15 protein-coding genes, 2 pseudogenes and 1 riboswitch are annotated in these 15313 nt (G+C 50.5%); of the genes and pseudogenes, 2 read left to right on the top strand and 15 right to left on the bottom strand.

The features are described from left to right. Nucleotides 1-102: 102 nt before the first annotated feature. Nucleotides 103-795, bottom strand: a complete 693-nt coding sequence (locus tag DWZ16_RS12950; RefSeq protein ID WP_107000487.1) for an LrgB family protein — start codon at nucleotides 793-795, stop codon at nucleotides 103-105. Beyond that, nucleotides 792-1157, bottom strand: coding sequence for a CidA/LrgA family protein (locus DWZ16_RS12955; RefSeq protein ID WP_107000488.1), 366 nt, complete (start codon nucleotides 1155-1157; stop codon nucleotides 792-794). Before DWZ16_RS12955 ends, DWZ16_RS12950 begins: the two co-directional genes overlap by 4 nt. A gap of 280 nt (nucleotides 1158-1437) precedes the next feature. Between DWZ16_RS12955 and DWZ16_RS12960 the strand changes: the two genes are divergently transcribed. Continuing rightward, the gene (locus tag DWZ16_RS12960) at nucleotides 1438-2319 is read left to right on the top strand and encodes a GNAT family N-acetyltransferase (protein ID WP_182427369.1); all 882 of its coding nucleotides are present in this window, start codon (nucleotides 1438-1440) and stop codon (nucleotides 2317-2319) included. A gap of 65 nt (nucleotides 2320-2384) precedes the next feature. On the opposite strand, the gene DWZ16_RS12965 is transcribed toward DWZ16_RS12960, so the two are convergent. The 11 genes and pseudogenes from DWZ16_RS12965 to DWZ16_RS13010 form a co-directional block, all read right to left on the bottom strand. After that, entirely contained in the window at nucleotides 2385-3098 is a 714-nt protein-coding gene (locus DWZ16_RS12965) for a GTP pyrophosphokinase family protein (RefSeq protein ID WP_107000490.1), read from the bottom strand. 37 nt (nucleotides 3099-3135) lie between these two features. Beyond that, a complete protein-coding gene (locus DWZ16_RS12970) occupies nucleotides 3136-3963 on the bottom strand; it encodes an Mrp/NBP35 family ATP-binding protein (protein WP_118472159.1) in 828 nt (275 codons plus the stop codon). A 311-nt stretch (nucleotides 3964-4274) separates the two neighbouring features. Continuing rightward, nucleotides 4275-4949: a biotin transporter BioY gene (locus tag DWZ16_RS12975; RefSeq protein WP_412693785.1), complete on the bottom strand. Its 675-nt coding sequence runs from the start codon at nucleotides 4947-4949 to the stop codon at nucleotides 4275-4277. 36 nt (nucleotides 4950-4985) lie between these two features. Next, a complete protein-coding gene (locus DWZ16_RS12980; protein ID WP_022359353.1) occupies nucleotides 4986-5549 on the bottom strand; it encodes a folate family ECF transporter S component in 564 nt (187 codons plus the stop codon). A gap of 63 nt (nucleotides 5550-5612) precedes the next feature. Beyond that, a riboswitch (THF riboswitch) is annotated at nucleotides 5613-5717 on the bottom strand. Between the two features lie 121 nt (nucleotides 5718-5838). Continuing rightward, nucleotides 5839-6273, bottom strand: a complete 435-nt coding sequence (locus DWZ16_RS12985) for an acyl-CoA thioesterase (protein WP_118522994.1) — start codon at nucleotides 6271-6273, stop codon at nucleotides 5839-5841. Nucleotides 6274-6401: 128 nt separating this feature from the next. Next, on the bottom strand, nucleotides 6402-6677 hold the full coding sequence (locus DWZ16_RS12990) for an HPr family phosphocarrier protein (RefSeq protein ID WP_022359351.1): 276 nt from the start codon (nucleotides 6675-6677) through the stop codon (nucleotides 6402-6404). A gap of 72 nt (nucleotides 6678-6749) precedes the next feature. Beyond that, the gene (locus DWZ16_RS12995) at nucleotides 6750-9227 is read right to left on the bottom strand and encodes a homocysteine S-methyltransferase family protein (RefSeq protein WP_118522995.1); all 2478 of its coding nucleotides are present in this window, start codon (nucleotides 9225-9227) and stop codon (nucleotides 6750-6752) included. A 30-nt stretch (nucleotides 9228-9257) separates the two neighbouring features. Further along, nucleotides 9258-9704 carry a vitamin B12 dependent-methionine synthase activation domain-containing protein gene (locus DWZ16_RS13000; protein ID WP_412694351.1) on the bottom strand — a complete coding sequence of 149 codons (447 nt, stop codon included), beginning with the start codon at nucleotides 9702-9704 and terminating at the stop codon, nucleotides 9258-9260. Nucleotides 9705-9712: 8 nt separating this feature from the next. Continuing rightward, nucleotides 9713-9910 (bottom strand): hypothetical protein, encoded by a 198-nt coding sequence (locus DWZ16_RS17020; RefSeq protein WP_347474975.1) that lies wholly within the window; start codon nucleotides 9908-9910, stop codon nucleotides 9713-9715. Further along, a pseudogene (metF, locus tag DWZ16_RS13005) lies at nucleotides 9910-10768 on the bottom strand (methylenetetrahydrofolate reductase [NAD(P)H]). Before metF ends, DWZ16_RS17020 begins: the two are co-directional and overlap by 1 nt. Nucleotides 10769-10934: 166 nt before the next feature. After that, nucleotides 10935-11405, bottom strand: coding sequence for a hypothetical protein (locus tag DWZ16_RS13010; protein WP_118293476.1), 471 nt, complete (start codon nucleotides 11403-11405; stop codon nucleotides 10935-10937). Between the two features lie 234 nt (nucleotides 11406-11639). Here DWZ16_RS13010 and DWZ16_RS13015 point away from each other — a divergent pair. Beyond that, nucleotides 11640-12661: pseudogene (locus DWZ16_RS13015) on the top strand (PTS sugar transporter subunit IIC). Nucleotides 12662-12766: 105 nt separating this feature from the next. On the opposite strand, the gene DWZ16_RS13020 reads toward DWZ16_RS13015, so the two are convergent. Beyond that, complete coding sequence (locus DWZ16_RS13020) at nucleotides 12767-13621, bottom strand: RelA/SpoT domain-containing protein (protein WP_265104151.1); 855 nt, start codon at nucleotides 13619-13621, stop codon at nucleotides 12767-12769. A 10-nt stretch (nucleotides 13622-13631) separates the two neighbouring features. Then, a complete protein-coding gene (gene galT / locus DWZ16_RS13025) occupies nucleotides 13632-15137 on the bottom strand; it encodes a UDP-glucose--hexose-1-phosphate uridylyltransferase (protein WP_118491591.1) in 1506 nt (501 codons plus the stop codon). Nucleotides 15138-15313 lie beyond the last annotated feature (176 nt).

Here is a 15313-nt window from a genome sequence, read left to right on the forward strand (position 1 = left end):
TTTTGCTGCCGTTATCATACGCATGACCCACAGTATCTTTTTCTCTGCCTCTCTACATGCATTCCAATTTCTATACAAATTCCGACCGTTTCAGCACCACCTTTAAATCAGTCCCGACATCAGTGGTACTACCACTACGGTCAAAAGACCGGCGACCGCAATTGACAAGCTGCTCATCGCACCCTCGATCTCGCCTAATTCCAGCGCCTTTGCCGTTCCAATCGCATGAGCTGCTGTTCCAAGTGCCAGCCCCTTCGCGATTGGCTCTTCAATTTTAAATATCTGAAACAGCCAGTCGGCTATAATATTTCCCAAAATTCCTGTAATTATAATGCTGATAACCGTCAGCGTCACGATACCTCCCGCTTCCTCGCTGACGCCCATGCCAATCGCCGTCGTAATGGACTTCGGAAGCAATGTCACATAGTGCGTATGCTCCAGTTGAAAGAAACGGCACATCACATAGATACTGCCGACACTTCCCGCTACCCCTGCCACAATTGCAGAAGCAACCGCAATCAGGTGCTGGCGCAAAAGCTCCAGCTGCTTATACAGCGGAATCGCCAGACAGACCGTTGCCGGTGTCAAGAAATAGCCCAGATACACCGCACCGCGGTTATACTCCTTATATTCTATATGAAAAACAGATAAAAATGCAATCACAACTATAATTGCAACCAGCAGCGGATTTAAAATCGCCCAGCCGGTCTTCTTTTTCAGCCAGACGCCCAACATATACGCGCCAACGCTGACCAGCATTCCAAAATAAAGAGAAGAATGAATCAGTCCATTCATGCTTTCGCACCTCCTTTATTCTTTCTGCGGATGATGCTCTGCGCCACGCACCCGGTCGCAACCATAACAAATACCGTCGAAATCACGGTAATCACTGTCAGCGGCACCAGGATGGACTCCGCCTCCTGCACGCTGTCAAGCAGACCTACACCTGCCGGTATAAACATAATCGGCATCGTATCCAGGAAGAAATCTCCCACTTCCGCCACATCTTCTGTATGTAATGCACCTGTGCAAAGCAGAAGCAGAAGAATGAACAATCCGTATACGCCGGACGGAACCGGAAACGGAAGCAGATAGTTCAAAAACTCTCCCAGCATTGTGATGCCAAAAATAATTGTCACTTCTTTCAAGTACTTCATGATGTCTTCACCTTTCGTATTTAATGCCTCTATTCTATCACTCCCAAATTTATAGGACAATATGAAAATTAGCATAAATTCTGTCAATTTCCTTGAATTTTTTGCGTCTTTTTTATACGATACAGGTAAGCTTTTCCGATTCGTAAAATCCAGACATTTTCGATCCAAAAAACGTGAAGTTTTTATCCGCAAATACGTTTATCTTTATGAAAGACTTATCTTCTCAGCTGCTTTTGTAGCTGGTACACTTTGTATTGCAAGAAAGAAAGGATTAGAAGTTATGAATTTAATTCAGACAAACTCACTCTCTGCCAGACAGGCAGAACAGATCCTGGCACTGTTGAATGAATGCCAGAAGACGCAGCCAATCCACATTTCTTTTCCATTTGAAGACGGAAATTGTTTCCTGCTTCTTCTGGATGAATCAGAGACACTTGCAGCCATCATGGGAATGATCCTTCCACCGGATGGCTCTTCGGACGAGGAACCCGTCGAATGCATCGCCTTCACCCGCCCTTCCCTGCGCCGACGCGGATATTTTGCCTCACTCTTAGAAAAAGCCTGCGACATCTCCGGTGAGCACGATATTCTATTTCCGGTTGACCCGGAATCTGCTGATACGGCTGCCACGATGAAAGCCATTCACGCTGACCGCGTTGATCAGGAATATCAGATGAAATGGGACTTTGACCCGGCGGCCGAACGCTTTGACTCTCCCATGGTTGAAAAACGCCCGCTTACCTTTACCTGCACTTCTGCACCGGAAGGTGACGTCAACGAAAGTGTTGATCCCGACAGCTGCTGGGACTGCTTCCACAGCGCCGATGATCCAGATCCGGCCGTTACAATTCTGACCTATGAATTTTTAGAGACTCCGCCAGATCCGATGTGCTCTCCGGCTGCCGTGTGCATGGCGCGTATGCAGCCCGTCCCGGACGTTCCCGGCACATTTCATGCCTGTTTCTACGGTTTCCGGGTCCATGACCTCTGCCGCGGACTGGGAATCGGTGAAGCTGCTTTCTGTCTGTTCTTAAACGATCTGATCGCGCGCGGCTGCACCCGAATTGTTCTTCACGTCAGCAGTGACAATTATCCGGCACTCTCGATCTATAAAAAAGCAGGGTTCCGAATTACCGAAACCCTGTCCTATTTTATGTATTAAAGATATGGCAGGCGCTTCAGCCGCCAAAAGCACCCCGATACATGGGCTATTCGTTTACATCACGACTATTCTTCCTGCGTCGGATGTTTTTCCTCAATCTTCTGACGGATGCTTAACATCTTGCAATCCGTCTCCGCGATGACATCCGCGCACTTTTTCAGCTCCGCACCGATCTCTGCGGCTTCCTGGGCATCCAGCTGCTTTTTATACTTGAGCTGGTGATCCAGACTCGCCCAGAAATCCATGGCGATCGTGCGGATCTGGACTTCCACACGGATATTTTTCTTACTGCTTGAAAAGAATACCGGTACTTCCACGATCATGTGGTAGCTGCGGTAGCCGTTTTCCTTCGGCGCCTTGATATAATCTTTGATCGCAATGATGGTCACATCATCCTGGCGTTCCAGCATCCGGCTGATCTCGTAAATATCGTCCACAAACGAACATATCACACGGACACCCGCTATATCATCCAGGTTGGACTCCATCGATTCGATCGAAAGCGGAAGTCCGCGCCGCTGCAGTTTTTCTACAATACTCTTCGGCTTCTTCACTCTCGCCTTGATCATCTCGATCGGGTTTCTTGCATTCCGCATGGAAAGCTCATCGTTGAGCACTTCCAGCTTCGTCTTAAACTCTCGAATCGCGCAGCTGTACTGCATCATCGCTTCCTGAAACTGCCTTGCCGTCTCCCGGAATGTCTCAGGAATCTCAAACACCTGAGGCGTATTGACCGCGAAATGGCTCAGCTCGCTGTTGGGATTCTGAGCAATATTCATTTGTATTCTTCCACCTCTTCTATATATCTATATTCTTTTATGCCTTCTCAACTGCGTCAGCCGCCGCATCCAGCCATGGGGATTCCACATACTCAACCAGCCCCTCGTCCACCTTGGACGCAATCGACGGATCGATCGGAATCTTCGCAAGCACCGGAATCCCATACTCGTCTGCCGTCTCCTCGATATGGCTTTCACCGAACACAGAAATCTTCTTTCCGCAGTCCGGACATTCCAGATAACTCATGTTTTCAACCAATCCCAGAATCGGAATATCCATCTTCTTCGCCATGTTGACCGCTTTTGCCACGATCATCGAAACCAGCTCCTGCGGGGAAGTCACAATGATAATACCTGCCAGCGGCAGGGACTGAAATACAGTCAGCGGCACATCGCCGGTTCCCGGAGGCATATCGACAAACATATAATCAATGTCCTTCCAGAGTGCCTCGCTCCAGAACTGCTTAATCACGCCGCCCACAACCGGTCCACGCCAAATTACCGGATCCGTCTCATGCTCCAGAATCAGGTTCGAAGAAAGAATCTCTATCCCCGTCGAGGTCGTGCGCGGCAGCATCAGCTGATCCGCTGTCACACCTACCATGCCGTGAATGCCAAATGCCTTCGGGATCGACGGTCCTGTAATATCTGCATCAAGAATGCCAACGCGGTTGTTTCTCGCACGCATCTTACATGCCATCAGGGATGTCACCAGGGATTTTCCGACGCCGCCCTTGCCGCTGACTACACCAATTACTTTTTTAACTGAACTCTGTGGATTTAACGGCACCCGGAAACTCTCCATCGTCCGGCTGGCACACGTTTCGCCGCAGCTTGAACAATTATGACTGCAATTCTCACTCATACATACTTCTCCTTTTTATCAGGTTGGATTCTGATCGTTCGCTGGTTTTCGTTTTTGCATCCTCTTCAGACGTTTTCCAAAACCAAAAACCTGTAACGCCCAAATCCTCCCCTGTCGTAATCTCCGTACATTTTACCATATTTTCTGCAAAAATGATAGGGGCAAACACAACTGGCAGCGTTACAAAAGAATGTGCCGTTACTGTACACGTATGCGTGAACAGTAACGTTTTCTATGAGACAAAAACAGACAGCCCGTTTGCTGCACTGCATTCAGACTGTCTGTCTTTTTTATATCCTATTCATATTTCTCTACAGATACGCCTGTACCATCGGGCGCAGCCGTCTTGCCATGATCGCCGCCAGAATGCAGAGAATATAATCCGCCGGCATCTCCGGCAGGCAGTAAACCAGCACAATCGCTTTCCAGCCGATCGGCTGCAGGGTTACGAGATGGGTAATCAGATAGAAATAAACCATTCCCATTCCATAATATACCACATATCCAGCCGTCGCCGCCGTCATCAGCGCTCCCATTTTCCAGGAATTCAAACATTCACAGACCTTCCCCATGACCCACGCCGCAAGGAGAAATCCCAGCAGAAAACCAAAGGTCGGGCGCAGCAGATACGCCGGACCGCCGCCGCGTGCAAAGATCGGGACGCCCGCAAGTCCAATCAGCAAATAGACACCCACACTGGTAAATGCCCGTCTGGAGCCCAGCAGAAATGCTGCCAGCATCACGAAAAACCACTGCAAGGTGAAGTTCATGGTATCTGCGCCGGTCGGAATGACAACCTTGATAAATGCCCCCACGGCGACCAGCGCCGCAAACAGACCGCAAAGCGCCACATCCTTCGAATGTTCCCGGCTCCGCGAAACTGCTTTTTCTCTCATCTGTTTTCCTCCATCATGCATGATGCATTTTTCATAAACGGTTCCTTTCATGGCATGCAGCCACCGTGCCTGCAGACTTTCGCTGTCCATGTATGTTTCCTTTTGCTCAAAACGAATCCTCCAGCATCACTCCGCCTGGAATTTACGGATCATCCGCACAAGCCCAAGACTCTCCATCCGTTTTGCAATCAGATAAAAGAGTGCTGCATCCACCGGCCACTTGATGAGATTCTTAAGCACACGCATCGGCAGAAGCACCATCATTGCTTTTCCAGACATCATGCTAAGCCAGAGTGTGTTCAAAAATATGTTGCAGATCAGCGCCACCACCAGATCCGCCCAGAGCGCCCGGCGGAAGGTAAGCGGTTTCCGATACAGAATTGTGCCATATAGCACGCCGCCCAGCATCGCATTCAGCGTAAATCCCGGAAAAAATGCCCCCGTCGGCTTTACGACATATTTGACCAGGTCCAAGACTCCGCCATAGACCGCTCCAGCCACCGGACCGAAGAGGTAGTAGACAAACTGGTTGACCACACCGCCGAATCCGATTTTCAAATACGGACCAGCCTCAATCGTGAAGTATCCCAGAACAACGGAGACAGCCATCAGCATGGCGGCAGTCGTGAGTGTTTTCACGTGTTTCAGTTCCTGAAAGGATGCCTGATAACATACTGCAAATTTTTTCATAAAAAAATACCTCCTTTTCTGCAGATCTCTCGAACCACATCAGGAGATAGATTGTATCAACGATGCAGCGGGATGCGGAATACTGACCGCGAAACCCCGGAGGGTCTCTTCGTCCGGCTGACAACTCCCTGTTCAACCGGCACTTAACGCCTGTATTCCTACTCTGCGTTTCTTTTTTTATCTTTTACATCATACCACAATTTTCCCGCTTTTCAAGCACTTTATAAGCGCTTCTGGCAATTTCCGCACAAGCACGCCTCTGGCTGTCCATGTTCGAACCGGTCAGCATTTACTCTTCTTTTTGGCTCTGTTCGCTGTATTCCCTAAACGCACGATCCATCTCGATATAGTTGCGTTTCAGGGAAACCGGCTTTCCGTCGCGGGTCAGGAAACAATGGCGGCTCTCGCCCACGCAGCGGATTGCGCCCGTTTCCTTGTCAAGAACCGTGTATTCCAGCGTCATACGGATGCCGTTGTATTCCTTCATCTGAACCAGCACCTGCACTGTCTCGCCAAACCGCGCCATGCTCTTATAATCGCAGTGAACCGACAGCACCGGGCTTATGATCCCCTGTTTTTCCATGAGATCATATCCCATTCCCATCTGCTCCATCATGTCGATCCGCGCTTCCTCAAACCAGTGCAGATAATTTGCATGGTGAATGATTCCCATCTGGTCGGTTTCATAATACTGCGCTTTGTGTTCGTAAATTTTCAGTTCCATAAAAGCCCCTCTTTTCTATCTAAAAAGGGATACCTGCACAACCGCAATTTCTGCCGTTCTGCGATATCCCCCTCTGGTTCTGATATGTGTGTCACCGCCCGCACACTGTGCAGGAGATGGCTGATATCTTACTGTTCCAGTTCTTCTCCGAGTCCGCTCTCGATCGCCTCGGTAATCGTCTTCAGTGCTTCTTCCTCATCCGGTCCGTCGCAGGCAACCGTGATCTCGGTGCCGCACTTGATACCCGCTGCCATCACGTTCAGCACGCTCTTTGCCACAATATGTTTCTCCCCGCACTCAATCAGAGTCCGGCTCTTAAATTTCATCGCGGTCTGCGAAAGCACGCCAGCCGGCCGCAGGTGAAGTCCCGATGGATTAACCACTTTCACTTTCTTCGATACCATAGCTGTCCCTCCCTCGTCAATTCTTAGTTTTAATTACCCTAATTTTAGTCTAAGTAGGCAGACTGTCAAGCGTTAGACCAGCACCTGCTGCGCGTAATTAACAGACGCCATCGCATCGCGGCAATACGCATCCGCTCCGATCATATCCGCGTATTCCTGAGTCAGAACCGCGCCGCCGACCATGACTTTCGCCCACGGTGCTTCCTTGCGGAGCTGCTTGATCGTCTCCTCCATGCTCGGCACGGTGGTCGTCATCAGGGCGGACAGACCGACCAGTCTTACATGGTTCTTGATCGTCTCTTCCACGATCGCCTCCGGGGCTACGTCCTTACCTAAATCCAGCACATCATAGCTGTAATTCTCCAATAATACTTTTACGATATTTTTTCCAATGTCATGAATATCGCCCTTGACGGTCGCCAGCACGATCTTGTCCTTCTTCTCTCCTGCTTCCCCGGAGGACTCCATCTGGTTTTTGATGACCTCAAACGCCGATTTTGCCGCCTCCGCACTCATCAGAAGCTGCGGCAGAAAGACGGTGCCTGCCTCAAAACCCTTTCCGACCTTATCGAGTGCCGGGATCATGCAGGAATTGATGACGGTCAGGGAATCCATGGTCTTTAAGAGTTCCCCGGCTGCCGATGCCGCCTGCTCTTTTAAACCTCTCTCCACACTGACCGTAAGCTGATGCTCCGGACCGGCTGCCTGGCTGCCAGTGTCCGCACTGCCGGAAGCTCCAGCTGCACCTGCCGCCGGGGCACCCGAACCTGCGCTGCCTGCTGCACCTGCGCCGGAAGCTCCGCCCGCACCTGCCTTTGGAATCGCCAGCCGTGCTGCCTGCTCAATATAATCGCCGCAGTGTTCATCCAGTGCTGCCAGGGCCCGGTAGCTATAATAAGAACGCATCATCGCCGCCGAATTTGGATTAATGATCGCCGCGGTCAGACCGCTCTGCATCGCCATCGTAAAGAAATTGGAGTTGACAATCTCACGCTGCGGTAATCCGAAGGAAATATTTGAAACGCCGAGAATCGTATTGCAGCCAAGTTCCTGGCGGACACGGCGCACCGTCTCCAGTGTCACCAGCGCGCCGGTCGGCTCGGAGCTGATCGTCATACAGAGCGCATCGATCACGATGTCTTTTTTCTGGATGCCATACTTTTCCGCCTCCGCACAGATTTTCCGCGCGATCGCCATACGTCCGTCCGCCGTCGCCGGAATGCCTTCCTCGTCGATCGTCAGCGCAACCACCGTGCCGCCGTAATGTTTTACCAGCGGAAATACAGCGTCCATGACCTCCTGTTTGCCATTGACAGAGTTAATCAGTGCCTTTCCATTATAAATACGCAGCGCCTGTTCCATCGCCTCTGTGTCAGTCGTATCAATCTGCAGCGGAAGCTCAGTCACCGCCTGCAATTCCTGTACGACCTCGCGCATCATCGCCACTTCATCGATCTCCGGCAGTCCCACGTTGACGTCAAGCACCGCAGCGCCATTCTCCTGCTGGGTGATCGCCTCGCGCAGGATATATTCCAGGTTGTGATCGCGCAGCGCCTGTTTGAATTTTGATTTTCCGGTCGGATTGATGCGCTCGCCAATAATGACCGGATCGGTTCCCATCTCAACTACCGACGCGTAGGAAGTGATGAGAGTGTCATTTTTCGGCTCGATCGGCTTTCTCGTTCTGCCCTTACACATCTCTGCCAGCAGACGGATGTGCTCCGGGGTCGTACCACAGCAGCCCCCGACTGCCGAAACGCCCATCTCCAGCATTCCTTTCATTTCCTCGACAAATTCTGGCGGATCAATATCATATACAGTCTTTCCTCCCTCGCTTCGCGGAAGTCCCGCATTTGGATTGACAACCACCGGGATCGACGCATACCGAAGCAGTTCTTCCACAATCGGCTTCATCTGAACCGGACCTAATCCACAATTGATTCCGAGCGCATCCACGCCCAGACCTTCCAAAAGTGCCACAACGGACTTCGGTGTTCCGCCGGTTAAAAGTTTGCCTTTTCCATCGAAAATTGTGGTTGCAAAGATTGGAAGATCGGAATTTTCCTTTGCCGCCAGAACCGCTGCCTTGAGTTCATACGTGTCGCTCATCGTCTCGATCAGAATCAGATCCGCGCCGCCGCGCACGCCTGCCTTTACCACCTCGGTATAGATGGAGACCGCCTCCTCAAAGTCCAGATCGCCCATTGGCTTTAAAAGGCGTCCGGTCGGTCCCAGATCCAGCGCTACATAACCACGGCCGCAGTGTTCTACCGCTGTCCGGGCATTTTTCATCGCCGCATCCACGATCTCATCCAGATTAAACTCGGCTGTCTCATTGTATTTCAGACGGTTCGCGCCGAATGTATTCGATAAAATAATATTCGCGCCCGCGTTCAGATAATCCTCATGGATCTTTACCAGAACCTCCGGATGCTTGATATTCCAGGTTTCCGGCAGTTCGCCCGGTTTCAGCCCGGCTCCCTGCAAAAGACTTCCCATTCCTCCGTCAAATACCAGTATTTTATCGTTCCAATCTTCCCGTATACCCATGTCAGCTTCCTCTCTGTTTTTGTTTCTTACTTATTTATCTCTCCGGTACAGGCAGTTTTTGTTTGAACAGACCTCACAGCCCTCTTTCACACAGCCCGCCGCTATCTTCGATACTCCGATGACCGCCGTCACCGACTTGGACGGCATCATCAAAAAACTTTCCGTCAATGTAATCCCCACCGTCTTTTCCGCTTCCAGTACCCGGCAGAAATCCGGCTGACACGAAAGCGGCAGATCTCCATAACCTGGCGAAAAGCGGGGACGCAGATAGAGTCCTTCTTCTGCTGCCTCCGCTTTTAATTTGTCATTGATTTCATTGCAGTAACTCTCAATCCGTGCCGCCGCGCACGCCTGCAGGACAACCGCCCGGCTCATCGAAAGACGGCTGTATCGGCGCAGAAGCAGATCCACACCAGCCCCCAGCGTCGCCGCAAAAAGGATGACCTCCTGGCAGTCCTTTAAATTGCGGCTGAGCACCCGGCTTTTTACTTAAAACACGTAAAATCAAGTTCTGAATCTGGCAGCAGCGTCAGCGGATAGCGTCTGTAAAAGCTCCGGCAGTTGACGGACCGCTCTAATTCTCCCAGACAGTCCTCCACCAGATCTTTCGTCTGCGGATCCGGCTCCTGCTGCCCTTTAATTCCTAAATACCGATATATTTCTCTCCGATTGACTTCCGCCATTACAGAATCTCCGACAGGTTGTTCTTAATCTGCGCCGCTACATCCGGTTTATTCATTGAATATACATGGATTCCATTTACATGGTTCGCAATCAGATCGATGATCTGCTCAGTTGCATAGGCGATACCTGCCTGCTTCATCGCTGCCGGGTTATCACCAAAACGATCTACGATCGCCTTGAAGCGTGCCGGAAGGTAGGTGCCGGACATGCTGCAGATGCGCTTAATCTGACTTATGTTTGTCACCGGCATGATGCCTGCGACAACCGGAACCGTGATTCCTTTTTCTCGGATACGGTACAGGTAATTATAAAGGATATTATTATCAAAGAACATCTGGGTCGTCACAAAATCACAGCCCGCTTCCACTTTTTCTTTCAGATGCCCGATATCCACCGTCTTGTTGACCGATTCCACATGTCCCTCCGGATAGCAGCTGCGCCGATGCACAGATCCGGGCAGGTCTCACGGATCTCGCGGATCAGCTGGGATGCATACTGATAATCTTTTTCTACCTTGCCGTCTTTCGGAATATCGCCGCGAAGTGCCAGGACATTCTCAATTCCGTGTGCTGAATCTCGCGCAGGACACTGTGCACCTTCTCACGGGTCGAGGAGACGCAGGTCAGATGTGACAGCGCCGGCACCTGGCAGGTGCTCTGGATATCCGATGCGATCTGGACCGTATACTGGCTTGTGCCGCCGCCTGCTCCGTAGGTCACGCTCATAAATGACGGATTTAACTTTGCAATCTCAAGCGCCGCTTTCTCAACGGAAGCGAAGTTGCTCTCCTCCTTCGGCGGGAACACTTCAAACGAAAGCGTCGGCTGTCCTTTGGCTAAAATATCCTTAATCTTCATCGTATTTATCTCCTGTTCTCATCATTTCGTCCGGTTCTGCCCCGGACCTCTATTGCCTATGTATTCTATATGATTTTTGCTCAGTATACCATATTTCCCCAATGAACGCCAGACTTCCGACAGCTATCTTCTGGATTGATTTTCTATATCTTGCCATAGGCAAAATCTATAGGAACCAAATAAAATACATAAACATACGATACAGATAATTAATTCCAGACAAAGCAAACAAAATCAGCAAAATCACCAGCACAAGGCTCATTTTCCCCTTCTTTTTCTGATTTTTTCCTTGCTGCACCGCGCTTCGTCTCTGCGTTGTCTGATACGACATACTGTTCTGGTTCTGTGTCCGGACGGATGCCTGTCTGCCTGCGCCTGCTGCTTTCTGCGTCTGGGAATATGCCTTCGCCCGGTCCGCAAGCGTGCGGATGGCATCTGTTCCTGCCCTTGCACTCGTTTCCCACGAGGCAGATCCCGCATTGTGATACTCACAGTCCGTCTCATGCGCCGGGTGACGCTCATTCAGATAATAAGTTGCATTGACATAGTTAGGATTCCGGATCCACTGTTTACAAAAAGAACAATAATGACCATACTTGATCGGATGGTCGCAAATCGGACAAATTCGTCTCTGCATGAAATACCTCCCCTCGAATCGAACATACTTTTTCGAAAACACCTCGTCAATTATTTTTTATTGTATCATAACTTTTTTACTTTTTTCTATATTTCTCTTGTATTTTCTCCATTTCGTGTTAAAATACAAACGTCCATTACACTGTCAAGACAGGTGTAAGCCATTTATTTGACCGGAATGGCTGAAACGATTCATTCCGTTCACAATTATTTTACTCTGGGAGGTTCTATCAATATGGAACGTGTGAAAGCTTTTCTGAAACGGAAGCAGGTTGTCATCTCCGTTCAGACGTATCTCATCGATGCGCTGGGCGCGATGGCATTTGGTCTGTTTGCTTCTCTTCTGATCGGTACCATCTTCGGCACACTGGGGGAGAAGACAGGCGTTGTAATTTTTACCACGATCGCAGGCTACGCCAAGAGCGCGACCGGTGCAGCGCTCGGCGTCTCGATTGCCTACGCCTTAAAGGCACCGACGCTCGTCCTTTTCTCCGCCGCTACCGTCGGCATCGCGGGCAATGAACTCGGCGGTCCGGTCGGCGCGCTCGTTGCCACCATCATCGCAGCCGAGCTTGGAAAAATCGTCTCCAAAGAGACACCGGTTGATATTCTCGTCACCCCGGGTGTCACCATCATCTCCGGCATCCTGGCCGCACAGTTTGTCGGTCCGGGTGTCTCCGCATTCATGACCGCCTTCGGAAATCTAGTGAAGACAGCGACCGTCATGCAGCCGCTTTTCATGGGTATTCTGGTTTCTGCCCTGATCGGCATCGCCCTGACGCTTCCGATCAGCAGTGCGGCAATCTGCATCATGTTAAGCCTCGACGGTCTGGCAGGCGGTGCCGCCACCGCAGGCTGCTGTGCGCAGATGGTCGGATTTGCCGTTTTAGCTTCTGTGAAAATAAATGGGGTGGTCTTCTGGCACAGGGACTCGGAACCTCGATGCTCCAGATGGGAAATATCGTCCGGAACCCGAAAATCTGGATTCCACCGACACTCGCCTCGATGGTTACCGGTCCGCTCTCCACGATGGTCTTCCATCTGGAAAATATTCCAGCCGGTTCCGGCATGGGAACCTGCGGTCTCGTCGGACCGATCGGCATCTACACCGCCATGCAGGGAAGTGGAAATTCGATGATGTGGCCGGGCATCCTGCTCATCTGCTTCGTGCTTCCGGCTGTTTTGACCCTGTTCTTCGGCGCACTTTGCCGGAAAGCCGGATGGATCAAGGAAGGCGATTTGAAGCTGGATCTATAATTATAGCTCCATAAAACAGGCATTGAAATGCTCTTCATCCACACTGTGTGGATAGCAAGCATTCCAATGCCTGTTTTTTTGATCCAGTTATCTTTTCCCTATTCCTTATCGTTCTTCTTTCCCCAGCAGCTCCCGCATACTTGCGAGTAGCTTCGCCTCTTTGTCTTCCTTATATTCTCCGAGCAGGACCTCTTCAAACTCCTTCTCCACCTTCATCCGGCGGAAATACGAGCTCATTTCATCCGCCATGCCGGAGAGCCGGTTTAACAGGCGTGAGAAATCGCGCAACATCACGTCGTCCTTGTGGTACGGATAAACAATGTCGTGGTCAACCTCACTCCATCCCTCCTCGAACAGCGTTCTCGCCTGAATCTCGACGTAGTAACCGCGGTATTTGATGATGTAGTGAAGGGAACGGTAGATACCGCCTGACTTGATTTCGATCACATTTTCATCGTAGATCCGGCTGTCCCCGTTTCGGCGGTATACCTTCGGACGCTCTGCAATATAGCAGTGTGTCTCATCATTGTCAAAATCGCGCTCACGGTCTTTTACATACTGCTCCGGGGCATTTTCAAACGCCGATGTGATGTATTCATGGAAATGACGCCAATCCTCACGGTACAGGAAGAATACACGGATACCGATAAGGTCCGTCACGTATTTCCAGTAATTATCAACTCCCAGCTGGGCAAATTTCTCCGGCTGCTCTTTTTTCTTGCGGATAATCTTCTCCAGCAGATGCCCCGGTGCCTTGGTACGGTAACGGTAGGAATGGATCCCCGCTTTTTCAATATCATACAGATACTTATCTACAAAATCCTTGCCAATCTCCCGCAGCTTTCCCTCGATCGTCGCATAATGATCCGCGATCGCAGTCAATTCCTCCCAGGAAACGCCCGCCGCGTCAAAGTCTTCCTGTTCGATCCGATATTTTCTTAAAAATAAATCTCTCTCCATTATCTCCTCTTTATCGGAAGCCCACTGAGCGCAGGAACCGGGCAAATGCCTCCCTGCCTTCCGGCGTACACTTATATACGCCCGCGTCTTCCAGTACCTGCTCAAAGACAAGACCTACCTCTTTTTGCAGGATTTCGTTTATATTTTCACTTGTTATATGCTCATACTTCGGCAGGAACTCATCCACCCAGTCCGCATGCTTTTCAAGCTCTGGATTGGAACGGATATCGCCTCCGGAAAGGATCGCCTCCGCCAGATCGGCAAGCTCCTGTTTCAATCTGGACGGGAGCACCGCCAGACCCATGACCTCAATCAGACCGATATTTTCTTTCTTGATGTGATGCAGCTTCGCGTGCGGATGGTAAACACCAAGCGGATACTCATCCGTCGTGATGTTATTGCGGAGCACCAGATCCAGCTCATAGAAATCGCCATTTTTTCTGGCAATCGGCGTGATCGTGTTGTGCGGTTCTCCGTCCGTCTCAGCATAAATAAAAGCATCCTCATCCGTATAGCTGCGCCATGCACGCAGCACTTTTTCACCCAGATCAATCAGGCGGTCTGGATTCTTGGAACGGGTCCGCAGAACTGACATCGGCCATTTAACGATTCCGGCTTCCACATCCTCGAAGCCTTCCATCTCAAATTTCTGTTCAATCGGCGCTTTTGCCATCGCAAACGTGTAATGTCCGCCCTGAAAATGGTCGTGACTTAAAATCGAACCGCCGACGATCGGCAGATCCGCATTGGACCCCAGGAAATAGTGCGGGAACAATTTCACAAAATCAAACAATTTGACAAACGTTGCCCGTTCGATCTTCATCGGCGTGTGCACACCGTTGAACACGATGCAGTGCTCATTGTAATACACATACGGCGAATACTGGAAGCCCCACTGGCTGTCATTGACCGTGATCGGGATAATGCGGTGGTTATTGCGCGCCGGATGGTTGACACGTCCGGCATAGCCTTCATTTTCCTTGCATAAGAGGCATTTCGGATAACCGCTCTGCTTTGCCAGTTTGGCTGCCGCGATTGCCTTCGGATCTTTCTCCGGCTTGGATAAATTAACCGTGATGTCCAGCTCCCCGTATTTTGTATCCGTTTTCCATTTCATATCCTTGGAAACACGGTAACGGCGGATGTAATTGGAATCCTGGCTCAATTTGTAATAATAATTGGTTGCCGCCTCCGGCGATTCCTCATACAATTTCCAGAAATGTCCAATCACCTCGCTCGGGCGCGGCATCAGGCAGTTCATCAGCTTCGTGTCGAACAGATCGCGGTACACCACGCCGTCCTCCTTCAAAACGCCCGTCTCATGTGCATAATCAAGCAGGGCATCCAACGTCTCTTCCAGTGAAATCTCCCTGCATGCGCCCTGTGGTTCTTCATATTCATCCAGTCCCAGAACCTCGAGAATCTGGTTCGTCGCGTAAATGCGATCCGACTCCTGAAGAAGCCCCGTATTGACCCCGTACTGTACTAAATTTCTGATTGCTTCATATACTGCCATACCCTATCCTCCTGACTGAAAAACAACCTTGCTGTTTCATTCTTATCCTTTTATCATTATAACTTTATCGTTACTGTTCACGCATACGTGCCCAGTAACGGAATTTGCCGTGGCTTCGCATTTAAATACGGCAAATTCCTGCTGCCACCACGTTTTCTTACGGCACTTTCGGTTCC

It is taken from the genome of Clostridium sp. AF29-8BH (genome assembly GCF_003478145.1).
Lineage (GTDB): Bacteria > Bacillota > Clostridia > Lachnospirales > Lachnospiraceae > Otoolea > Otoolea fessa.